This is a genomic window from Pannonibacter phragmitetus, assembly GCF_050510895.1.
In the GTDB taxonomy this organism is placed as follows: domain Bacteria; phylum Pseudomonadota; class Alphaproteobacteria; order Rhizobiales; family Stappiaceae; genus Pannonibacter; species Pannonibacter phragmitetus_B.
Genome location: NZ_JBNINT010000001.1, coordinates 2,241,544 through 2,263,465, shown reverse-complemented (window position 1 = coordinate 2,263,465; position 21,922 = coordinate 2,241,544). Strand labels below are relative to the sequence as shown.

15 protein-coding genes, 1 tRNA gene, 3 pseudogenes and 1 riboswitch are annotated in these 21,922 nt (G+C 63.1%); of the genes and pseudogenes, 18 read left to right on the top strand and 1 reads right to left on the bottom strand.

Annotation, left to right across the window (positions count from 1 at the left end; translation table 11 throughout):
• Positions 1-27 precede the first annotated feature (27 nt).
• The 15 genes and pseudogenes from ACQB61_RS10650 (at position 28) to ACQB61_RS10580 (ending at position 15,565) form a co-directional block, all read left to right on the top strand.
• A complete protein-coding gene (locus tag ACQB61_RS10650; RefSeq protein ID WP_430512614.1) occupies positions 28-1,002 on the top strand; it encodes a FecR family protein in 975 nt (324 codons plus the stop codon).
• 155 nt (positions 1,003-1,157) lie between these two features.
• Positions 1,158-1,910, top strand: a pseudogene (locus tag ACQB61_RS10645) (secretin and TonB N-terminal domain-containing protein); the annotation flags it as partial.
• Positions 1,911-2,272: 362 nt separating this feature from the next.
• Positions 2,273-3,655, top strand: a complete 1,383-nt coding sequence (locus ACQB61_RS10640; RefSeq protein ID WP_430514347.1) for a TonB-dependent siderophore receptor — start codon at positions 2,273-2,275, stop codon at positions 3,653-3,655.
• The gene (locus ACQB61_RS10635) at positions 3,655-4,551 is read left to right on the top strand and encodes an ABC transporter substrate-binding protein (RefSeq protein WP_430512613.1); all 897 of its coding nucleotides are present in this window, start codon (positions 3,655-3,657) and stop codon (positions 4,549-4,551) included. Before ACQB61_RS10640 ends, ACQB61_RS10635 begins: the two co-directional genes overlap by 1 nt.
• On the top strand, positions 4,548-6,506 hold the full coding sequence (gene fhuB / locus ACQB61_RS10630; protein WP_430512612.1) for a Fe(3+)-hydroxamate ABC transporter permease FhuB: 1,959 nt from the start codon (positions 4,548-4,550) through the stop codon (positions 6,504-6,506). Before ACQB61_RS10635 ends, fhuB begins: the two co-directional genes overlap by 4 nt.
• Positions 6,507-6,778: 272 nt before the next feature.
• A complete protein-coding gene (locus tag ACQB61_RS10625; RefSeq protein ID WP_430512611.1) occupies positions 6,779-7,282 on the top strand; it encodes a sigma-70 family RNA polymerase sigma factor in 504 nt (167 codons plus the stop codon).
• Positions 7,283-7,368: 86 nt separating this feature from the next.
• Complete coding sequence (locus ACQB61_RS10620; protein WP_430512610.1) at positions 7,369-7,551, top strand: hypothetical protein; 183 nt, start codon at positions 7,369-7,371, stop codon at positions 7,549-7,551.
• 125 nt (positions 7,552-7,676) lie between these two features.
• Positions 7,677-8,339, top strand: a complete 663-nt coding sequence (locus ACQB61_RS10615) for a FecR family protein (protein ID WP_430512609.1) — start codon at positions 7,677-7,679, stop codon at positions 8,337-8,339.
• A gap of 245 nt (positions 8,340-8,584) precedes the next feature.
• Complete coding sequence (locus ACQB61_RS10610; protein WP_430512608.1) at positions 8,585-11,026, top strand: TonB-dependent siderophore receptor; 2,442 nt, start codon at positions 8,585-8,587, stop codon at positions 11,024-11,026.
• Positions 11,027-11,090: 64 nt separating this feature from the next.
• Positions 11,091-12,029, top strand: a complete 939-nt coding sequence (locus ACQB61_RS10605) for an ABC transporter substrate-binding protein (protein WP_430512607.1) — start codon at positions 11,091-11,093, stop codon at positions 12,027-12,029.
• On the top strand, positions 12,026-12,928 hold the full coding sequence (locus ACQB61_RS10600; protein WP_430512606.1) for a siderophore-interacting protein: 903 nt from the start codon (positions 12,026-12,028) through the stop codon (positions 12,926-12,928). The genes ACQB61_RS10605 and ACQB61_RS10600 overlap by 4 nt, the downstream gene beginning before the upstream one ends.
• A 2-nt stretch (positions 12,929-12,930) precedes the next feature.
• Positions 12,931-13,998, top strand: coding sequence for a FecCD family ABC transporter permease (locus ACQB61_RS10595; protein WP_430512605.1), 1,068 nt, complete (start codon positions 12,931-12,933; stop codon positions 13,996-13,998).
• 2 nt (positions 13,999-14,000) lie between these two features.
• Positions 14,001-15,061: pseudogene (locus tag ACQB61_RS10590) on the top strand (FecCD family ABC transporter permease).
• The gene (locus tag ACQB61_RS10585; RefSeq protein ID WP_430512604.1) at positions 15,058-15,414 is read left to right on the top strand and encodes a hypothetical protein; all 357 of its coding nucleotides are present in this window, start codon (positions 15,058-15,060) and stop codon (positions 15,412-15,414) included. The pseudogene ACQB61_RS10590 and the gene ACQB61_RS10585 overlap by 4 nt, the downstream one beginning before the upstream one ends.
• A 19-nt stretch (positions 15,415-15,433) precedes the next feature.
• The gene (locus tag ACQB61_RS10580) at positions 15,434-15,565 is read left to right on the top strand and encodes an iron chelate uptake ABC transporter family permease subunit (protein WP_430512603.1); all 132 of its coding nucleotides are present in this window, start codon (positions 15,434-15,436) and stop codon (positions 15,563-15,565) included.
• A gap of 76 nt (positions 15,566-15,641) precedes the next feature.
• On the opposite strand, the gene ACQB61_RS10575 is transcribed toward ACQB61_RS10580, so the two are convergent.
• Positions 15,642-15,717 (bottom strand) — tRNA-Asn (locus ACQB61_RS10575).
• Positions 15,718-15,988: 271 nt separating this feature from the next.
• Positions 15,989-16,212, top strand: a riboswitch (cobalamin riboswitch).
• 222 nt (positions 16,213-16,434) lie between these two features.
• Between ACQB61_RS10575 and ACQB61_RS10570 the strand changes: the two genes are divergently transcribed.
• The 3 genes and pseudogenes from ACQB61_RS10570 to cobN all read left to right on the top strand — a co-directional run bounded on the left by ACQB61_RS10570 (position 16,435) and on the right by cobN (position 21,917).
• On the top strand, positions 16,435-16,920 hold the full coding sequence (locus ACQB61_RS10570; protein WP_430514346.1) for a bifunctional adenosylcobinamide kinase/adenosylcobinamide-phosphate guanylyltransferase: 486 nt from the start codon (positions 16,435-16,437) through the stop codon (positions 16,918-16,920).
• Entirely contained in the window at positions 16,917-18,056 is a 1,140-nt protein-coding gene (gene cobW, locus ACQB61_RS10565) for a cobalamin biosynthesis protein CobW (protein ID WP_430512602.1), read from the top strand. The genes ACQB61_RS10570 and cobW overlap by 4 nt, the downstream gene beginning before the upstream one ends.
• A gap of 104 nt (positions 18,057-18,160) precedes the next feature.
• Positions 18,161-21,917: pseudogene (gene cobN, locus ACQB61_RS10560) on the top strand (cobaltochelatase subunit CobN).
• Positions 21,918-21,922 lie beyond the last annotated feature (5 nt).

The following is a 21,922-nucleotide window of genomic DNA, read 5'->3' as shown; positions in this document are numbered from 1 at the left end:
CTGTGTGCGGGGAAGCAGCCGGTGGCCATGATGGGATCAACGAAGACAGACAGGCAGCAAAAAGCCCGCGATGAGGCTCTGACCTGGTTCGTCCGTCTCAACTCTGGTGAGGCGGGAGAGGAAGACCGCGCCGGACATGCACGCTGGATGGCCGCTGATCCACTGCACCGGGCCGAATATGCGCGGCTCGGCGGGGTCTGGGAAGATCTCGGACGGATTGCTGATCCGCGCGAGGCTTTGGATATGTCTGGAGCCATGCTTCCGCCTTCCGCCCGGAGTGGTTTTGCCTCACGCCGTGCGTTCCTGTCCGCAGGGGCCGCAGCGCTGGCTGCTGCTAGTGTGGCGGTTGTTGCCGGTCCGCCGGATTTCCTGACGAGTGATCATTTCACTGGTACGGGCGAGCAGCGCAGTCTGACGCTCGAGGATGGAAGCCGGGTGGACCTTGATGCAGACACGGCCATTGCCCTGGATTTCACCGACACCCTTCGCAGCATCCGCCTGCTGCGCGGCCGTGCCTTTTTCGATGTGGCCAAAGATCCGCGCCGTCCCTTCACTGTGCTGGCCGGTGCCGGTTCGACAACTGCACTGGGAACCCGTTTCGTTGTTCATGAATGGAATGACGCTGTCACCGTCTCGGTAGAGGAAAGCGCTGTTTCGGTGGTGGGACCGGACAAGTCGGACACTGTTGTGGAGGCAGGCGAGCTCGTTACCTATGACGATACGCACCTGGGCGAGATCCGGCCCGTCGACATGGACGCGGAAATCGCCTGGCGGCGCGGCAAGCTGATCTTTGAGGACAGGCCGCTGCGGCAGGTGCTGGCGGATGTGAATCGCTATCGCTCCGGCACGATCCGTGTGACGGACAGCCGCCTGCTGAACATGCGTGTCAGTGGCATCTTCGACATCCGCAATCCGGACGGCGTTCTGGAGGCGATCCGCCAGACGCTGCCGGTGAGAAGCTTCCAGATCTCGCCATGGCTGGTCGTTCTCCATCCGGCCTGAGCTGGTGCCCGCTGAAGAGAAACACCGGAAAAACAAACCTGAAAATTATTTTCTACTTTGGGGGTGAGGTGTCAGGCCTTTGAAACCGTCCTTGCATCAGACGGGTGTGTTCGCGCCCCGAAAAGAATGCAAATGGCAAGAGTTGGACAGGGGTCATGACAAAGCAGTTTGGGCACAGGGAATGCAGGGCGCGGGCAGCGCGGATGGGCGGTTTCGGACTGGCGCTTCTGGCGTCAACGGCAGTTTTCTCTGCGAGTGTGGTCCACACTGGCCCGGCAGTGGCGCAGCAGGCAGCCGCTGTCAGTTACTCCGTTCCCGCAGGTCCTCTGGGCGCGGCGATCTCCCGTTTTGGTGACCGGTCCAATCTGCAGGTGCTCTATCCGGCAGCTCTGGTACAGGGCAAGACGTCGCCCGGCGTTTCCGGGACGTTGACGCCTTCTGAAGCACTCAACCGGATTCTGGCTGGAACCGGCCTCTCGTACCGTTTCACCGCCGCCAATACGGTGACCATTGTCGATCCGGCCGCAGCCGCTGCCACGGGCGTCACAGTGGACGGTGCGACACAGCTGCAAACGGTGACCATCGAGGGCGAAAACGCCTGGGGGCCGGTGAATGGCATCGTGGCCACCCAGAGCGCGACGGGGACCAAGACCGGAACGTCGCTCCGGGATACGCCGCAAGCCGTCAACGTTGTCACCCGCGACGAGATGGCAGAGAAGGGTGCTGAGACCATAACGCAGGCAATGCGCTACACGCCGGGTGTTGTGGCCCAATATGCCGATACGGATGTGCGCCACGACTGGCTGACGGTGCGCGGCTTCACGCCGGGGCGCTACAAGGACGGCCTGCGCCTGCCTTTCGGTGCGCGCGGCTATTCACAGCCGAGGATCGAGCCGTTCGGGCTGGAGCGCGCAGAAGTCCTGAAAGGACCGGCATCAGTGCTCTATGGCCAGGGGCAGCCGGGCGGCATGCTGAACATGGTCAGCAAGCGGCCGCGCAATGAGGAAATCCGTGAAGTTGAGCTGCAATATGGCAGCCACAACCGGTTCCAGACCGCTTTTGATTTCGGCGGAAAGTTCGACCAGGACGGCGCCATGCTCTACCGCATCGTCGGCGTGGGGCGTCTGAGCGACACCCAGTATGATCATGTGGAAGAGAAGAAGGGTTATATCGCCCCGTCCTTCACCTTCAGGCTGTTCGACGCAACGACGCTGACGATCCTTGGCGAGTACCAGAAGATCGACTCCCTGGCGGTGGCGGCGCACCGGCGCTGCCTGCCAATGGCACGCTTTACACCGGCACCTACGGCGCACTGCCGCGCAGCGCCTTCGTCGGTGAACCGGGCTATGACAGGTTCGAGAACGAGCAGGCCTTCATCGGCTATGAATTCAGCCATGAATTCAACGACACATGGTCGTTCAGGCAGAACCTGCGCTACGGTTTTGTCGATACCGATACGCAGCGCGTTCAGGCCTTCTGTCTGTCTGCTGCCAGCTGCAACCCGTCCTCGCTGATGCGTTATGCATGGGCCTTCCCGGAGACCTCCAACCTCTTCACGGTCGACAACAACGCGATCGCCCGGTTCAACACCGGCGATGCGAAGCACACGCTGCTGCTCGGCTTCGACTACTCCTTCGAAGACAGCTCGTTCGAGGAATCGGCTCTGTCCGTTATCTCCCGGCCCTTCAACGCCTATAACCCGGTCTTTGGCGCAACAAATGTCACCCGTCCGGCGACGGCGCTCTGGATCGATCAACAGCGGTCGCAGGCAGGGCTCTATGCGCAGGACCAGATCGAGTGGAACAACTTCGTCCTGTCGCTGGGTGGGCGCTATGACTGGGCCGAAACGGACACGCGCAACCGGACTGCCTCCACCAACACCTCGGTGAACCAGCAGGATGGCAAGTTCACGTGGCGGGCGGGCCTCGTCTACAATTTCGACAATGGCCTGTCGCCTTACGCCAGCTATTCGACATCCTTCAATCCGGCAAGCGGTACGGATCGCGGCGGTTCGCCGTTCAATCCGACCACGGGCGAGCAGTTTGAGGCCGGTATCAAGTTCCAGCCCACCGGCATGAACAGCTTCGTTACCCTGTCTGCCTATCAGTTGACGCAGCAGAATGTGCTTACGCCTGATCCGGTGAACACGAGCTTCCGCGTGCAGACTGGCGAAGTGCGCATGCGCGGCATCGAGCTGGAAGGTAAGGCCGAACTGGCTGCGGGCCTCTCGCTCACGGGTGCTTATGCCTACACGGATAGTGAGATTACCCGTGACAATCCCGCCTCGAACGGCACCAATAACAAGGGCAAGCGTCTGGCCTTCGTGCCTGAGCATCAGGCATCGCTATGGCTGGATTATTCCGTTCAGTCCGATCAGGCCTGGGGTGGTTTGAGTTTCGGAGGCGGTGCCCGCTACATGGGGCAGACGTTCGGCGACAATGCCAACGCCTTCAATGTGCCGGACTACACTCTGTTTGACGCGGCACTGCGCTATGACTTCGGCAAGGTGGACCCGAAGCTTGCCGGGCTGAAGACTTCGCTCAATGTCAGCAATATCTTCGACAAGAAGTATGTCTCCTCGTGCATCGGGACAACGGGCTGCTATTGGGGCGAAGGCCGCACGGCCTATGCCACGCTGAAATACAGCTGGTAATGACGGAGCGGGTTAAACCCGGACCGAATGCCTGGACGCGGCGGCAGTTTGCCGCCGCGTTGCTTGGGGCTGCGTCTTTGCCACTTCTGGGCCGGACCGGCCGGGCAGGGGAGAGTCTGCCGCGTATTGCCGTGCTGGACTGGGCCTGGGCCGAAACGCTGCTGGCGCTGGGCTTGGCACCTGCCGCGGTGGCAGAGGCACCGCTTTACGGCGCGCGTGTTGTCAGCCCGGCGCTGGCTGAGGGCACCGTGGATCTGGGCTTGCGCTCCTGGCCCAACATGGAACTGCTGCACGCCTTCCGGCCTGACCTGATCGTCACGCAGACCGGCTATGGCGTTCCCGCTGCTCAGCTGGAACCGTTGGCTCCAGTGCTTTCCCTGCCGCTTTACTCTCTGGAACGCCAGCCGCTCAAGCTGGGGCAGGCCGGGCTTGAGGCGATTGCGGCCCGGTTGCAGCGTCAGAGCGCAGCCACCGCCTATCTGGAAGATGCGGACCAGCAGTTCGCAGCCTGCCGCGATCAGCTTCGGTCCTACGATGGGCGCCCTCTGCTGATTCTCAAATTTGCGAGCGACCGGCTGGCCGATATCTATGGCCCCGGCAGTCTCTTTCACGACGTGCTGAGCCGTCTCGGACTGTCATCCGCCTGGCAGCGCAGTGGCAGCCACTGGGGCTTTTCGACGGCAGGGCTCGACGCGATTGCTGCTCATCAGGAGGCGCGAATTGTCATCATTGAGCCCGGTCCGCCGGAAGCTCTCGCTGCAAGCGGGCTGTGGCGGGCCATCCCTGCGGTGCGGGCGGGGCGCGTCATCAGCATTCCGCCGGTCTGGGTCTTCGGAGCGTTGCCGTCTGCCCTGCGCTTTGCCGGCATTCTAACAAAGGCCCTGCAGACCTCATGACGCCCCGGCTCTTCCTGCTGATTCTGGCGTTGCTCTTGCCTGCCACGGCGCTGACGCTGGCCGCCTACAGCGCCCATGTGCCCCTGCCTGCGCTGGGCGGGGCGCTGCTTGAGCCGGACCCGGCTGTCTTCGGGGAGATCTATCTGCACTACGCGCTAGTGCCGCGCCTTGCCGTGGCGGCGCTGGCGGGGGCCGCGCTGGCGCTGGCGGGAGTGGTGTTTCAGCAGGTGCTGAGAAACCCGCTGGCGGAACCGGCGACCCTCGGCCTTCTCTCCGGTGCGCAATTGGGCATCATGGCGGCAACACTTCTCGTGCCAGCGCTCGCCATGTGGCAACGCGAGGCGGCGGGGCTGGCAGGCGGCTTTGCCGCGCTGGCGCTGGTTGGCGCGCTTGCCTCCCATCGCGGCTTTTCACCGGTCACACTGTTGCTGTGCGGCATGATTGTCAGTTTCTTTGCCGGATCGGCGTCGGTGCTGCTGGCGCTGTTCCAGCATGAATATCTGCGCTCTGTCTTCATCTGGGCCAGCGGATCGCTGGTGCAGAACGATTTTTCTGATGCTGCGGCCTTGGCTGCGCGGCTGGCAGTCTGCGTGCCGCTGCTGGCGCTCCTGCTGCGGCCACTGACGCTTGCTGGGCTGGACGATGCCTGCGCCCGCAGCCTGGGGCTCTCCATCCGCACGATTCGGCTGATTGCCTTGTCGCTCGCCTGTATTCTCTCTGCACTGGTGGTGGTGCGAGTTGGTGTGATTGCCTTCGTTGGTCTTGCTGCGCCGCATCTGGCAACGCTTGCCGGAGTGCGGAGCTTCGCCGGGCGCTTTGTCTGGGCGCCGGTCATAGGCGCGGCGCTGCTGCTCCTTGCCGACAGCATCGTGCTGTCGCTTTCGAATGTGATTGCGGAGGTGCCTACGGGAACAGCGACGGCCATGGCCGGAGCCGTGCTGCTGCTGGTGCTGCTGCGCCGCATGCCAGCAAGCGCCCGTGTCAGTGGCTCACAGACATTATCGTCAGCTGTTCCGGCTGCTGGCCGTCAACGCCTCGTTCTGCTGCTGGCTCTGGCCTGTCTTGCCGCCCTCACGCTCTTTTCCCTGACCAGTCAGTTGGGGCCGGATGGTCTGTCAGCCGGAGAGCTGGTGGCAGGGCGCTGGCCGCGTGTGCTGGCTTCTGCTTCCGCCGGGGCGATGCTGGCGCTGGCCGGAGGGCTCATTCAGGCCATGACGGGCAACCCGCTTGCCAGTCCCGAAGGACTCGGGGTCAGTTCCGGGGCGGGGATCGGCATCACGGGAATGCTGCTTCTGACGGGGTCTTTCTCGCCAGTTCTGCTGCTCGGGGGCGGGGCAGGCGGTGCTGTGCTCGCCTTCCTATTTGTGCTCGCCATCACCCGCAAGTCCGGCCATGCGCCGGGGCCTGTGCTGCTGGCTGGTGTTGCCATAGGCACGTTTGCGGCTGCGCTGATTTCCTTCATTCTGGCCAGCGGTGATCCACGTGCGGTCTTCGTGCTGGCCTGGTCCATGGGGCCGACCTATCGAGCTGCCGGGATGACCGCAATTGCGGCCTCGGTCATTCTGCTCGCTGTGTTGCTGGTCTTGCCGCTGATGGGCCGGTGGCTGGAGATCCTGCCGCTGGGCGATATCACCGCCCGGGCGCTGGGCCTGTCGCCGCGCCGATCCCGCACCGTGCTTCTGGCGTTCTCTGCCCTGCTGACGGCCGCCGCAACGCTGATTACCGGTCCCCTGAGCTTCATCGGCCTCATCGCGCCCCATATTGCGGCCTCCGTGGCGCCAGGCAGGGCGCTGCTGAGGATCATCTGTGCTGCGGCTATTGGCGCGGCGCTCATGGTCTGTGCCGACTGGCTGGGCCGGACGATTGATTTTCCCTATGAAATCCCCGCCGGCATTCTGGCGTCCTTCATCGGCGGGCCGTATTTCCTCTGGCTGCTCTATCGCAGACCCACGTGAGGCGGCTGTAACCTGCGGCGTTGCAGTCATGCCACACTTTCCGGGATAAGTTGGCATTGCCGGTCCCCGCTTCCGGATGGAGATGCTTTCACCTTCTGCCTATGTTGCGGAATAATATGAGTTTTTATGGAAAGTTTTCCAGAGACATGCCCGCCGGACTGGAAACGCTCCAAACTGTTGTCCTTGCAAGCAAAATTCTGTTGCGGCTAAACAGGTCCGGTGATTGGGCTGGCGCTGTTCCGGCAACGGCAGGCGTGAAAGGTGGACAGCTTGTGACCTGGGATATCCAGAACCTGTTCCGGAACCATGCAAAGGGCATTGTCAGGTCCCTGCGCCGGCGCGGGCTCAGCGAGGAGACCGCCGCTGATCTGACGCAGGACACCTTCGTGCGCGTCATCGCCGCCCAGCCTGGCAAGTCGGACGGCAATCACAATCCCAAGGCCTATCTCTATCAGGCAGCGCGGAATCTCGGCGTCAACCATCAGCGGCGCGAGGCGCTGGTCGAGATGGTGCATCTGGAAAGTGACGAGGCCGCCAATCTGGCAGATCCGGCGCCTTCGCCGGAGCGGATCGTCTATTCCCGCCAGTGCCTTGCCCAGACCTATGAGGCCCTTGGAGAATTGCCGGAGCGCACGCGGCTGGCCTTTGAAATGCACCGGCTTGGAGAGCGGACGATCGCAGAGGTGGCCGAAGAGCTGGGTGTCTCGACAACGCGCGCGTGGTCGCTGATCCGCGAGGCCTACCGTCATCTCATCGGGCGGGTCGATGCAACGTAAAAACCGGCTGCAGCCGTGAAAATCCGGTTCTTTCGATTGTATCATGAAGAGAGTGCCTGCACTGGCCGCGGCCGGAGGGATGACAGATGAGCGGGATCACGGCTGAGAGAGGGAGACTGCTGAACGAAGCAATCGATCTTGTCATCCGTCTGCAGAATGATCCGGCAAATCCGGTCGCCCTTGAGATGATCCGCGCCTGGCGGGCGAGGGGGCGGATCACGAGGAGGTTTGGTCTCAGGTTGCAAGGGTCCATGGCGCATCCGGCCTGATCCTGAGCGAGAAGCGCCGGATCGAGCGGCGCAAGAGCCTTGCGCCCTCGCGCCGGACTTTCCTGTTTGCCGGACTTGCCGGGCTGACCGCAGGGGCTGCTGCCTACACCTTCGTGCCGGAGATGTTGCGCCGGGCCCAGGCCGATTTCCTGACGGCCAAGGGAGAAATCCGCCGGATCGATCTGCCCGATGGCAGTACGGCAACCCTTGGTCCCGATAGTGCCATCGCCCTTGCTTTCACGGCGGAGCAGCGCAGCATCGAGCTGCTCGCGGGCATGGCCTTCTTCGAGGTCGCGCCTGATCCGTCCCGTCCCTTCTCCGTCGCGTCGGAAGGCCTCTCGGCCACCGCGCTCGGCACTGCCTTCGAGGTGTCCAATGATGCGGGGATGCTGACCGTATCCGTGGAACACGGACGCGTGGGGGTGGAAATGCCGCAGCCGCAAGGCAAGGACGGCCTGCAGCTGGAAGGCGGGCAGTGGGTCACGTTTGATCCGGGCTCTGGCAGCATGGAGCAGGGCCAGCGCGAGAACGATCAGGTCGCTTCCTGGCGCAGCAATCTGATCTTTGCCGAGCGGGAGAGCGTCGATGCGCTTGTTGCCCGCATTGGCCGCTGGATTCCGGGCCGCGTCGTCATCGCCGACCCGTTCATCGGAGACCTGCGTGTCAGCGGCGTGTTTGACCTGACCGATCCCCGCCTTGCGCTGGAGGCTGTGGTGCATCCTGCCGGTGCCCGTGTGCGGCAGGTTTCATCCTTCATGACGGTCATTTCCCTCTCTGAAAAAACTTGAACTTTAGAGTGAAAATATCGCCGTCCCGTTTGTAACAGCTTCAGGGACAGGTGATGCCGCCCTCTGGCGGCCCCGTTCCTCCGCAGGCCATGTTCCTGCGGCGGTTGAGCTTTTCAGGGGCTGGTGCAGCGGCATCCTTGCCCCGAAGACAGATGCGAAGATGGAGTGTTCAGGTGATGGGGCGTCGGGTTTGCGGAGCGGTTTTCAGCAGTAAGGCCAGCGGTAAGATCTGGAGCAGTGCAGGCGTGAACGTCTTGCTGGTCACGACGGCACTTTGCACCGGGCTGGCCCTGATGCAGGGCAAGGCTGCGGCCCAGACACAACCGCAAGCCCAAACCCAGACGCAGGCTTCTGTTTCCGTCAGTCAGGCCGCACAGGGTTCCTTCTCGGTTCCGGCCGGTCCGCTCGGGTCTGCGCTTGCCACCTTCGGACGGCAGGCGGGTGTGCAGGTCACTTATCTGGCCTCGATTGCTTCAGGCAAGACGTCTCCCGGTTTCACGGGCAAGGCAAGCCGCGAGCAGGCGCTGGCCGCAATTCTCTCCGGCTCTGGCCTCGTCTATTCCTTCCCCAACGCCTCCACTGCCGCCATCTCCGCCCCGGCAACGGGCGGGGCCTCCACTGACGGGGCAACGGTGCTGGACAAGGTGACGCTGCAGGGACAGGGGGCCGTTACGGAGGGGACCAATTCCTATACCGCCGACTGGATGAAAACCGCGAATGGCCTCGCTCTGACGCAGAAGGAAACGCCTCAGTCCACGAGCGTGGTCACGCGGCAGATGATCGAAGACCGCGGCATGGCCAATGTGAAGGACGTCATGCAGAACTCCACCGGCGTGACGGTGAACCAGTACGAGACCGACCGCTTCGAGTTCTATTCCCGCGGCTTCCAGATCGACAGCTACCAGTATGACGGCGTGCCCACGACGCTTGATTCAACCTACCAATATGGTGACGGCTCACTCGATACGGTGATCTATGACCATATCGAGATTGTCAGGGGCGCCACCGGCTTGATGCAGAACACGGGCGAGCCCGGCGCATCGGTCAACTTCATCCGCAAGCGCCCGGCAAGCGAGTTTCAGGGCTACATATCCGGCCTTGCCGGCACCCAGTCCAATTATCGCGGCGAGCTTGATGTGTCCGGTCCCCTGAACCAGTCCGGCACGGTGCGCGCCCGCGTCACCGGGGCCCTGCAGACCAAGGAAGACACCATCGACCTGTACAAGCAGGACAAGAATGTCATTTACGGCGTCATCGAAGCCGATGTCACCGACTCCACCACCGTAACGGTGGGGGCGAACCGGCAAGGGACAAACTCGGATGGCGTGACATGGGCGGGCATGCCGGCCTTCGATTCCAATGGCAATCTGATTGACTGGGCCAAGGGGTCCACGACGGGAGCCGACTGGACGAACTGGGACACCACGGTGGTGGAAACATTCGCTTCCGTCGAGCACACCTTCGACAACGACTGGAAGGCACGCTTTTCGGTCAATCACCTCGACAACGACTTCTCCTCGAAGCTCCTGTACGTATCCGGCAATCCTGATCCGGTTACGGGGCTTGGCACATCCGGTTATGCAACCCGCTACAAGGGCGACCGCGTGCAGGATTCCGTTGCCGGCAGCCTGAATGGCGACTTCGAACTGTTTGACCGCACCCACCAGTTCGTCACGGGCTTCTTCGCCTCGCAGACAGACGGGAACATCGTCGAACGCACGGCGGACAGCAGCACACTCGCGGCCGTGGGCAACATCTTTGCCTGGGACGGCAGCTATCCCGAACCGGTGTGGAACACCGATCCAAGCAACGTCACGGACACGAATGACACGCAGTTCGGAACTTACGGCGCAGTGCGCTTCTCCGTCACCGATCCTCTGGCCGTTACAGTGGGCTCGCGCGTCAGCTGGTGGAGCGGCGAAAAGAAAAGCTACTGGGAAAATTTCGATTACGGCCACTATGGCATCGTGACCCCGTATTTCGGCGTTACCTATGATCTCACCGATCAGTATACGCTCTATGCAAGCTACACCAACATCTTCAAGCCTCAGACATATCAGGACGAAGCAGGCAATTACCTGGATCCTGCGAAGGGGCATAACTATGAAGTGGGCATCAAGTCTTCCTGGATCGATGGCCGGGTGAATGCTTCCTTTGCTGTTTTCCAGACCAATCAGGATAACGTTGCTGAATACAGCGACTGGGATGCGGTCAACAACCGCTCGATCTACCGTTCGATCGACGGCACCACGACACGCGGCTTTGAAATCGAAGTTGCCGGAGAGGTCTACGAAGGCCTGAATGTGTTTGGCGGCTACACCTTCAGAAACTCGCAGGATGACGATGGCAACGCCGTCAACACGTTCCAGCCGCGCAACACCCTGAAGATTGGCGCCACCTATACGCTTCCCGGCCAGTGGCAAAAGCTCACGGTTGGAGCAACAGCACGCTGGCAAAGCGAAACGAAGAATGTCGCCTATTATCTTGCTTCGGGTCAAAGCATCAAACAGGGCAACTATGCCATCTTCGATGCCATGGCCCGCTACAAGCTCGATGACAAGACATCTCTTAACATGAACGTCTACAACATCGCGGACGAGCGTTATTTCAGGACGATGGGCTTCTACGATTCCGTATTCTACGGAGAAGGCCGGACCGCCACTCTGACGTTCAAACGTGAGTTCTAGGCCCTCCATGTCCGGAGCAGTATCCAGACCAGCACTTTCCAGGAGAAATGTGCTGGCTGGAGGCATGAGCGCAATCCTGATGGCCGCTACGCCGTGGCAGGCGGATGCAAGCACCTTTCCCTTGCACTTGCCGCATGCCTACGGCGTGACCTCCATCATGCGTCAGCCTGAAAGGGTGGTAACGCTTGGCTGGTGCGGTGAAGACCCCGCACTGGCTCTGGGCGTGGTTCCTGCCGGAATGATCCGGTATGCGAATTTCGAAGGAGGGGTGTTTCCCTGGAGCCGTCCCCTCCTTCAAGACCGGCAACCGGCATTTGTGGACCCGGCCCCGGACTTTGAAGAAATCGCTCTGCTGAAGCCGGATCTGATCCTGTGCATCTATTCAGGCGTGAGCGAGCAGGACTATCAGAGGCTTTCCACCATCGCACCAGTGGTGCCCTTCCGCTCCTCGCCCTGGGCGGCAAGGTGGGACGAGGTGACGGAGATGACCGGCCTGGCGCTGGGGCTCGGGCAGCAAGCCACCTGTCTCATCCGCCAGACCCGAAATCTTCTGGATACGCTTGCAGCCAGCGAACCGGTTCTGGCAGGAAAGACGTTCCTCTTCGGCTCGTATGGTGTGGGAAGCAGCGAGCTGGGCGTCTATCTGCCAAACGATCCGCGCATCGCCAATCTCATGTCACTGGGCCTTCGCCCTGCCCCCGTAATCGAAGAGCTGGCGCGCCGGCATCCGGGGCAGTGGTCTGCCGGACTGCCGCTGGAAATGGTGGCAGGCATCGACGCTGACCTGCTGATCATGTGGTATGCGAGCGCTGCAATCCGCGAAAGTGCCGAGACGGACAGGCTGTTCCGCAAGATCCCGGCGGTTGCCAGAAATGCCTACATTGCGCTCGATCAGCCCGAAGCCTTCTGGGCCATTTCCGCCCCGACCGTGTTGTCCATTCCCTATTTCTTTCCCCGCTTTACGCCGCATCTCGCAGACTGCGCGCGGCTGAGCGAAAGATGACCTCCCCGCCGGTCACCATGACACATGGTGATGGCATCCATTTTTCACCCAAGCACCAGGACCCAGACATGACTGCCAACGCCCATGCGCTTTCCGGTTTTGATGACCATGATCACGAAGCCTATGTTGAGGACAATTTCCTGGCCTCTGTCATGTCTGTGCAGCGGCTGACACCTTCGATGATGCGGGTTGTGCTGAAGCTTGAAGGCGGGGAGCGGCTTTTGCCGAGCGGGCATCCGGATGAGTGGGTGCGCCTTGCTGTGCCTGCAGATGCTGATACTCCCGTGACGCTGCCGGTGCAGCAGGCGGATGGCCGGTGGGAGATGCCGGACGGGGCGGACTATTCGCCGAACCGGCCCTATACGGTGCGCCGTTGGAACCCTGCCACCTGCGAAATGGTGCTGGACATGGTGGTGCATGAGGGTGGTGCGGCGGCAAACTGGGTGATGGGGGCAAGGCCCGGTGATGTGGTTGGCATCTGCAATCCGGAAGGGCGGTTTTGGCTGGCCAAAGGCAGCTGCTGGCTGCTGATGCTGACGGATATCACCGGACTGCCTGCCGTTGGCCGCGTTCTGGAAGAACTGCCAGAAGGGTTCCGGACAGTCGTGCATGTTGAGGTGCCTTCGGACGCGGACCGGCAGGGGCTGAAGACGGCGGCTGATGCCGAAATCACTTGGCACGCCTGCCATGGTCTGCGGCCGGAGCGGCCCGGCTATACGGAACTGCCGCGCATTGCCCGTCAGATCACGCAATTGCCGGAAGGGCCGGGCTACATTTATATCGCGGGCGAAGCAAAGGCCGCTGCCGAATGCCGCAGGCATTTCCGCGACACACTCGGCTTCGACAAGCGGCGGATCGATGCGGTGGGCTACTGGATCGAAGGGCAGGCGCGGGTGTGAGCATGATGGTTTCCCCGCCTGCCGCCGCTGATGCCACAGTTGCTGCTGCTGCTCCCGTCAGGCGCCCAGCGGTTCTTGCGCCTGCGCTGCTGCTTGGCCTTGTTCTGGTGGCCTTGCTGTCGCTGGTAAGTCTTCTGGTTGGCGCGCGGGCGGTTGCTCCTTCTACGGTGATGGCGGCCCTGTTTGCTTATGATGGCAGATCGGTGGATCACATCGTCATCGTGGATTACCGCCTGCCGCGCACTCTGCTGGCGCTTCTGTGCGGGGCGGCGTTTGGCGTTTCGGGGGCACTGATCCAGGCGGCAACGCGCAATCCGCTGGCCGATCCGGGTCTCTTGGGCGTCAATGCCGGGGCTGCCTTCTTCGTTACGCTGGCGGTGGGGGTGTTCGGCTTTCAGTCGATCCATGCCTATCTGTGGTTTGCCTTGCTGGGGGCCATCGCTGTCACGCTGGCGGTGCATGCGCTGGGGGCAGGCCATAGGGGAGGCCAGAACGGGGCAACGCCGGTGCGGCTGGTGCTGGCGGGTGTGGCGCTGTCGGCGGTGCTGGGCGGCATCGGCTCTTCGTTGACGCTTCTCAATCCGCAGGCCTTCGATGCCCTGCGCCAATGGGCCATCGGCTCGGTGGCCGGGCGCAACATGGAGGTAGTGGCAGCGGTGGCACCCTTCATCCTCGCGGGGCTGCTGATCGCGCTGATCAGCGCGCGCGCCCTCAACGCGCTGGCGCTGGGGGAGGATCTGGCAGAGGCGCTCGGCGCCCGCGTTCTGCGTGCCCAGGTCCTGGCGCTGATCGCGGTGACGCTTCTGGCGGGAGCTGCCACGGCGGCCTGCGGTCCCATCGGCTTCATCGGCCTGATGGTGCCGCATGTGATGCGCTGGATCACCGGGCCGGACCAGCGCCGGATCATTCTCATGACGATGATCTGCGCCCCGGCGCTGCTGCTGGCGGCGGATATCGCCGGGCGGCTTGTGCTCTATCCGGGGGAACTGGAAGCGGGCGTCGTCACTGCCTTTCTGGGGGCGCCGGTGCTGATCGCGCTGGCCCGGCGCAGAAAGGCGTCCGGCCTGTGAGTATGAGTTCCTCTTCCTCCTCCCGGTTCCTCGTACTGCGCTGTGGTGGCGGGCGGCTGTCGCTGCGGCTGCATGGACGGACGTTTGCGCTGGCGCTGCTGCTGCTGTTGCTTTGCGCCTGCCTTGCGGTTCTGTCGCTCTTGAGTGGCACGTATCCCATCAGCATGCCACAGGTGCTGACGGCTCTAGTTGGGTATGGGGACGCGGCCGGGCATGATGACGTAATGGTGCAGATGATTGTGACAGAGTGGCGCTTGCCGCGTGTGGCGCTGGCACTGCTGCTGGGGGGCGCACTCGGCATGAGCGGCGCGATTTTCCAGAGCCTGACGCGCAACCCCCTTGGCAGTCCCGATATCATCGGCTTCTCGGCCGGGTCCTATACTGGGGCACTGGCGGTCATGTTGCTGCTGGCCGGCGGTACATATGAGACCGCGCTTGGCGCGCTCGCCGGGGGAGTTGCCACGGCCTGTGCGGTCTATCTTCTGGCCTGGCGTCAGGGCGTGCAGGGGTTCCGGCTGATTATCGTTGGCATCGGCGTTGCGGCGATGCTTTCTGCTTTCAATGCCTGGATGATCCGCGAAGCGGATCTTCAGGTAGCGATGGCAGCCGCCATCTGGGGGCAGGCTCGCTCAACGGGCTGGGCATGGAGCATCTGGTGCCGGTGGCGCTGGCCCTGTGCGTGCTGTTCCCGGCCACCCTGCTGCTGGAGCGGCGCATGCGCCAGATGGAGCTGGGCGATGACATGGCGCAGGCCTGCGGCCTCCATCCGGGGCGTGCGCGGGCGCTGCTGATGCTGCTGGGCGTGGCGCTGACGGCGCTGGTGACGGCGGCAGCCGGACCCATCGCCTTCATTGCACTCTGTGCCCCGCAGATCGCCCGGCGTCTGAGCCGTTCTGCCGGCACGCCTCTGCTTCCCTCGGCGCTCACTGGTGCCCTGCTGCTGCTCGCCGCCGACTGGACCGCCCAGCATGCCTTCGGCGTTCAACTCCCCACAGGTGTCATGACCGTGAGCACCGGCGGGTTTTACTTCCTTTGGCTTCTGATACGGGAGGGACGCAGATGAGCGGATCGCATGTCCCGCAAGCCCGCCTGCAGGCGGAAAGCTTGACCCTTCGCTATGATGCGCGTCTGGTGCCGCAGGATCTGTCGTTGACGGTACCTGACGGCTCGTTCACGGTGATTGCCGGTCTCAACGCAAGCGGCCGCACCATTGTCGCCGTGCTGCACGACCTCAATCACGCCTGCCGCTATGCCTCGCACTTGATTACCATGAAAGATGGCGCGATCGTCAGGGCAGGAGCCCCAGCCGCGATCGTTACCGAGGAGCAGGTCGAAGAAGTGTTTGGTCTCCCATCCCTGATTATCTCCGACCCCGTTTCCGGAACGCCCCTCATCGTCCCGAAAGGGCACAGGTGATGTTACAGAAGCCATTGCGGTGGCGCTGATGGTCTGCGCTAACCGGCTGGATCGGACGGTCGATTTTCCCTATCAAATCCCCGCCGGAATCCTGGCGTCCTTCATCGGCGGGCCGTATTTTCTCTGGCTGCTCAATCGCAGACCCGCGTGAGGCGCATTCTGCCGGAGAAACACGAAAAGCCTGCGTTGAAGCGCAAGCTTGAAAACGATCAGTAAATAGGGAAGGTTGGCTCCGCGAGCAGGACTCGAACCTGCGACCATTCGATTAACAGTCGAACGCTCTACCAACTGAGCTATCGCGGATCACCAGAAGGGCAGTGCCCTTTGCGGTGGCGGCTGTGTGCGCCGCCGTCGGTGAGAGGCGTATAACAAAGGCCTTGAGCATTTGCCAAGCCCTTTCTTCAAGAAAGTTTTCCACAGGGCTGGCTTTGGCGGAAATCTGCGGTCTTTCAACGGTTTGGGTCAGTGGATAACCCATCTGTGCCGGTCTTTGCACCAACGGCACCGGAGATGGCGGCTGCTTTTGCGCCGGATGGCTGTTCAAAGCGCTGCCTTGCTGCGCTGCCGCCAAGCCGCTACAAGGGGAGGATCAGGTTCCCCGGCGGGCCAAGCCCAAGGGGATGAAACGGGAATGCGGTGCGGAGCGACTCAATCCGGGGCTCCAAAGCCGCAGCTGCCCCCGCAACTGTCAGCGGAGAATCTTGCCGCCTCATGCCACTGCAAGGCTTGTCCTTGCGGGAAGGCGCGGCAAGGTGAAGACCCGCGAGCCAGGAGACCGGCCTGATGCGTTGCAACCCCAAGGCCGCCGGGTGGGCGGACCGGAGGACCGGATATGATTTATACTCCCCCAGACAGGGCGGAATGCCGGGCGGTTTGCGTCCGCGCTTCTGCCAGATCATCTGACGCTGCCGCGCCGCAAGCTTGCGGCTGACCCATGGTGCAGGCTGAAGGGCAGGGAGCGGCAACTTCCGTTCTGGTGACGGGGGCGCACGCTCCGGCAAGAGCAGATATGCAGAGCAGCTGATCCTCAAAAGCAGGCTGGAGCCTGTCTATGTGGCGACCTCTGCCGCATGGGACGGGGAAATGGAAGCCCGCATCGGGCTGCACCGTGCCCGGCGCGGGGCCGAGTGGCGCACCATCGAGGGCAAGGGCGGCATCGGCGGAGATCTTGCCGGCATTCTGGCACGGGAAGCCGTGCCCGGACGGGCGGTGCTGGTTGATTGCCTGACGCTCTGGCTCACCAATCTGCTGATGGCGGAAGCAGACCTTGCCGCCGCCACGCAGGCGCTTTGCGCGCTTGTGCTCAATCTGCCTGCGCCTGTTGTTTTCGTTTCAAATGAAGTGGGTCTCGGCATCGTGCCGGACAACGCCATGGCGCGTCAGTTCCGCGATGCGCAGGGCAGTCTCAATCAGGAGCTTGCCGCCGTCTGCGGCCGGGTGGTCTTTGTCGCTGCCGGTCTGCCGCTTCTGCTCAAGCCTTCCTCCCAACCGGATATCTCCCTATGACCGATTTTCAGACCCCTGCCGCAGCCAAGATCCCGGCCACCATCGTCACCGGCTTTCTGGGTGCGGGCAAGACGACCCTCATCCGCAATCTCCTGACCAACGCAGGCGGACGGCGCGTTGCGCTGATCGTCAATGAGTTCGGCGATATGGGCTTTGACGGCTCGCTGCTGGATGGCTGCGCCGATCCGTCCTGCTCTGCCGATGATGTGGTGGAGCTGACCAACGGCTGCATCTGCTGCACCGTGGCCGACGATTTCCTGCCGGCGATGGAAATGCTGCTGGCCCGCGAAACGCCGCCGGAGCATATTGTCATCGAGACCTCAGGCCTTGCGCTGCCGCAGCCGCTGGTGCGGGCCTTTACCTGGCCCAGCGTCAAGACGCGGGTGACGGTGGATGGTGTTGTCACCGTGCTGGATGCGGCAGCTCTCGCCGAAGGGCGTATCGTGCTGGACGAGGAAGCCCTTGCCGCACAGCGCGCTGCCGATGAAACGCTGGATCATGACAATCCGGTGGAAGAGCTTTTCCACGATCAGCTCGCCTGCGCCGATCTGGTGGTGCTGAACAAGGCTGATCTGGTGGATGACCACGCACTGGAGCATATCCGCGAGCATATCGCCGAGGATGTGCGCGCCGGTGTCGAGATCATTGCAGCTGAAAAAGGTTCGCTGCCCATCGACGTGCTGCTGGGCCGGTCCTCCGCTGCCGAGGATGATCTGGCTGCCCGCCGCGCGCATCATCACCACCACCATCATGACGATGATGATCACGATCACGATGATGACCATGACCATGACCATGACCATGACCATGACCATGACCATGATGATCATGATCACCACCATGACGATTTCGAAAGCCACGTGGTCATGGCCCCGGAGTTTGCCTCGCTGAAAGACATCGAGGCTGTGGTGAAGCAGGCGATGGCGCTGAAGGGCGTGCTGCGCATCAAGGGTGCGGTGGCTGTTTCCGGCAAGGCCGCGCCTGCGCTGGTGCAGGCGGTCGGCCCGCGTGTCGAGGCCTGGTTTGCGGCAGGAGCCAAGGCGCCCGGCAAGCTGGTGGTGATTGGCCTCAAGGGTCTGGATCTTGCGGCTGTTTCCGCCGCGCTTGCCTCAGCTGCGGCTGGGCGCGCTGCCTGACCCTTCGCGGTGTGGACCCCGCCGCCCGCTCCTGACGCAAGCTGCGCAAGGGGCGGGACGCGGGGACAGGCACACCCAGTCTGAGCCTATTAAAGGCGTGCCAGATGCATATTCTCGCAAGTCAAACCCGGCGAATTGATGACGGCGGTGATGCCGTGGACCTCGCGCAGGACCCGGCGGATCTGGTGTTCCTGTCGGCTGCCGATACGGAACTCTCGGCTTTCGCTGCGGCTCATGCTTCCCTTGGCGGGGATGTGTCGTTGCGTCTCGCCAGCATTCTGGCGCTGACGCATCCCTATTCCGTCGATCTTTACGCCGAGAAGACGCTGGCTGGCTCAAAGCTTGTGGTGCTGCGGCTGCTCGGTGGGGCAGGTTACTGGTCCTACGGGCTTGACCGGCTGCGGGAGGAAGTCAATCGCAGCGGGTTGCAGCTGGCTGTCTTTGCAGGCTGCGACAAGTGGGATGAGGATCTGGCTGCTCTCTCCACCGTGCCGGTGGACGCCGTGCGGCGGCTATGGCGCTACTGTATTGAAGGCGGTGCAGAGAATTACCGCAATGCACTAAGGTTTTGTGCTCATCTCATTGGCAAGGATCAGGAGCCACCCCTGCCTGCGCCGCTGCCGCGTGCGGGCATTTTCCTGCCCGGCCACACTGCGCCGGGGCTTGATGATCTCACGGCGGGGTTTGTGAACCCGGCAAGGCCGGTGGCGGCGCTGGTCTTCTACCGGGCGCTGGTGCAGGCGGGCGAGACAGCGCCTGCCGAGGCGCTCTGCCGTCATCTGGAGGGGCAGGGGCTCAACGTGCTGCCCATCTTCGTTGCCTCGCTGAAGGATGCGGAATCGGCCGCCGTGCTGTCGGCCCTGTTTGAGGCGCTGCCTCCGGCGGTAGTGCTGAATGCGACGGCCTTTGCCGTTTCCAGTGGCGGGCGCGTGCATCAGCCGTCACCGCTGGATGCGCCGGGCCGCCCGGTGCTGCAGGTGGTCTTCTCCTCCTCCTCGCGGGCGGGCTGGGCCGAAAGCACGCAGGGGCTCTCGGTGCGTGATCTGGCCATGCATGTGGTGCTGCCGGAGCTGGACGGGCGGCTGATGACGCGGGCAGTCTCGTTCAAGGAAGAGGGCATCTACGATCCGGTCACCCAGTTCCGGCCTGTGCTTTTCAGGCCTGAAGAAACCCGCATGGCCTATGTGGCAGCGCTGGCGGCAAACTGGGCGAAGCTGGGCGGAAAGCCTGCCGCTGCGCGCAAGGTGGCGCTGGTGCTGGCGAACTATCCTGACAGCGACGGGCGCATTGCCAATGGTGTGGGGCTGGATACGCCTGCCTCCTGCGCGGCGCTGATCGCGGACCTTCGGGACGCAGGGTATGATGTTCCTTTGGATGCGCCGGTTACCTCCGAAGCGCTGATGGCGCATCTGCTGGCCGGGGTGACCAACAGTCCGCAAGGACGGGCAGGGCGCCGGGTGGATGTGCGCTTCGGACTTGAGGGCTACCGCAAGGCCTTTGCCTTGCTGCCGGAGGCGGTGCAGGCGCAGGTGAAGGCCCGGTGGGGCGTGCCGGAGGATGATCCGGCCTTGCGCGATGGCGCTTTTCAGCTGCCGGTGACCCGCTTTGGCAGCATCTATGCAGGCATTCAGCCTGCGCGCGGCTACAACATTGATCCGAAGGCGACCTATCACGATCCGGATCTGGTGCCGCCGCACAACTACTTTGCCTTCTACATCTGGCTGCGCGAGGTAGCGGGCGTCGATGCCATCGTGCATCTCGGCAAGCACGGCAATCTGGAATGGCTTCCGGGCAAGGCGCTGGCGCTGTCTGAAGAGTGCTATCCGGAAGCCGTGCTGGGGCCGGTGCCGAATATCTATCCTTTCATTGTCAATGATCCGGGTGAGGGCATGCAGGCCAAGCGGCGGGCTTCTGCCGTTATTGTCGATCACCTGACGCCGCCACTTACGCGGGCCGAAAATTATGGCGTTGCCAATGAAATGGAAAACCTGCTCGATGAGTACTATCTCGCCAGCGGTGTTGATCCGCGCCGGCAGAAGGTGCTGACGCGGGACATTCTGGAGCTTGCCTCCGTTCACGGGCTTGACGCGGATATCGGCCTGACACCGGACATGTGCGAGACGACCCGTCTGGCGCGGCTGGATGCGCATCTGTGTGACCTCAAGGAATTGCAGATCCGCGACGGGTTGCATGTGCTGGGCGAGAGCCCGCAGGGGCGGTTGCTGCATGATCTGCTGGTGGCGCTGGTGCGCGTGCCGCGTGGAAGCCGGGCGCAGGATGAAAGCCTGATCCGGGCATTGGCGCGTGATCTTCTTGGTGAGGCGGCGGAGTTCGATCCGCTGTCCTGCGATTTTTCCGCCCCCTGGACTGGGCCGAAGCCGGAGCTTCTGGCGGGCATGTCCGATGCCCTGTGGCGCTCTTGTGGTGACACGGTGGAGCGGCTTGAAAGGCTGGCCGTTCTGCTTGTCTCCGGGGAAATGAAATGTCCGGAACTGACTGCAACAGCTTCCGTTCTTCGGGAGATTGAGTCCACTTTGCTGCCTGCCGTCGCGGCCTCAGGAGCAGCTGAAACGGCGGCGGTTCTGGCGGCGCTCGATGGCCGTTTCGTGCCGCCGGGGCCGTCAGGCGCGCCGACGCGGGGGCGGCCGGACGTGTTGCCGACGGGACGGAATTTCTATTCGGTCGATGTGCGCGCCGTGCCAACCGAGGTTGCCTGGCGGCTGGGGCAGGCTTCGGCGGCGGAAGTGGCGCTGCGCTATTTTCAGGATGAGGGCGAGTGGCCGAAGGCACTGGTGCTGACCTGTTGGGGCACGGCCAACATGCGTACCGGCGGCGATGACATTGCGCAGGCGCTGGCGCTGATCGGCGCAAGGCCGGTGTGGGAACCGGGCTCGGGCCGTGTCGCCGGCTTCGAGATCATGCCCCTGTCGGAGCTGCGCCGTCCGCGCATCGACGTGACGCTGCGCATTTCCGGCTTCTTCCGCGATGCCTTCCCGCATCAGATGGACCTGTTCACCAGTGCGGTGCGGGCGGTGGCTGCACTTGATGAGCCGGAAAGCGCCAATCCGATGGCAGCGCGGGTGCGGGCCGAGCGTGCGGAGTTGCAGGCTAAGGGGCTGGCGAGGGACGATGCCTTTGCCGAGGCTTCCATCCGTGTGTTCGGCTCCATGCCGGGCGCCTATGGCGCTGGTCTTCAGGCGCTGATGGATGAAGGCATCTGGCAGGGCCGCGAGGATTTCGCCGATGCCTTTCTCGCCTGGGGCTCCTATGCCTATGGCGGCGGGGCGAAGGGCGAGATCGGTGCGCGAGCGCTTCGAGACGCGCCTGCGCGGCGTCGATCTGGTGCTGCACAATCAGGACAACCGCGAGCATGACCTGCTCGACAGCGATGATTACTACCAGTTCGAGGGCGGCCTTGCAGCAACGGTCGAAGCGCTGACGGGGGAGGCGCCCGTCAGCTATCACACGGATCATTCCCGGCCCGAACGGCCCGTGGTGCGGGCGCTGTCAGAGGAGATTTCCCGCGTGGTGCGCGGCCGGGCGGCGAACCCGAAGTGGATCGCCGGGGTCATGCGCCACGGCTACAAGGGCGCCTTCGAGATTGCCGCGACGCTGGACTATCTCTTTGCCTTTGCCGCGACGACAAGGGCGGTGCGCGAGCATCATTTCGATCAGCTTTACACCGCCTATATCGAGGATGCCGCCGTGCGGGAGTTCCTGGCCCATGCCAACCCTGCCGCCTATGAGGATATTCTTCAGCGCTTTGACGAAGCCATCCGGCGCGGGCTCTGGACGCCGCGCCGAAACTCCGTCCATGCTGGCCTTTCAAGCCAGCTCACATCCCAAGCCATGAGGGCCTGACCGCC

Bases quoted from the DNA above. Each gene is read 5' to 3' on its own strand.
- ACQB61_RS10635 (WP_430512613.1), top strand. From the start codon at position 3,655: ATGACGGAGCGGGTTAAACCCGGACCGAATGCCTGGACGCGGCGGCAG.
- ACQB61_RS10650 (WP_430512614.1), top strand. From the start codon at position 28: ATGATGGGATCAACGAAGACAGACAGGCAGCAAAAAGCCCGCGATGAG.
- cobW (WP_430512602.1), top strand. From the start codon at position 16,917: ATGACCGATTTTCAGACCCCTGCCGCAGCCAAGATCCCGGCCACCATC.
- fhuB (WP_430512612.1), top strand. From the start codon at position 4,548: ATGACGCCCCGGCTCTTCCTGCTGATTCTGGCGTTGCTCTTGCCTGCC.
- ACQB61_RS10595 (WP_430512605.1), top strand. From the start codon at position 12,931: ATGATGGTTTCCCCGCCTGCCGCCGCTGATGCCACAGTTGCTGCTGCT.
- ACQB61_RS10600 (WP_430512606.1), top strand. From the start codon at position 12,026: ATGACCTCCCCGCCGGTCACCATGACACATGGTGATGGCATCCATTTT.
- ACQB61_RS10585 (WP_430512604.1), top strand. From the start codon at position 15,058: ATGAGCGGATCGCATGTCCCGCAAGCCCGCCTGCAGGCGGAAAGCTTG.
- ACQB61_RS10620 (WP_430512610.1), top strand. From the start codon at position 7,369: ATGAGCGGGATCACGGCTGAGAGAGGGAGACTGCTGAACGAAGCAATC.
- ACQB61_RS10605 (WP_430512607.1), top strand. From the start codon at position 11,091: ATGAGCGCAATCCTGATGGCCGCTACGCCGTGGCAGGCGGATGCAAGC.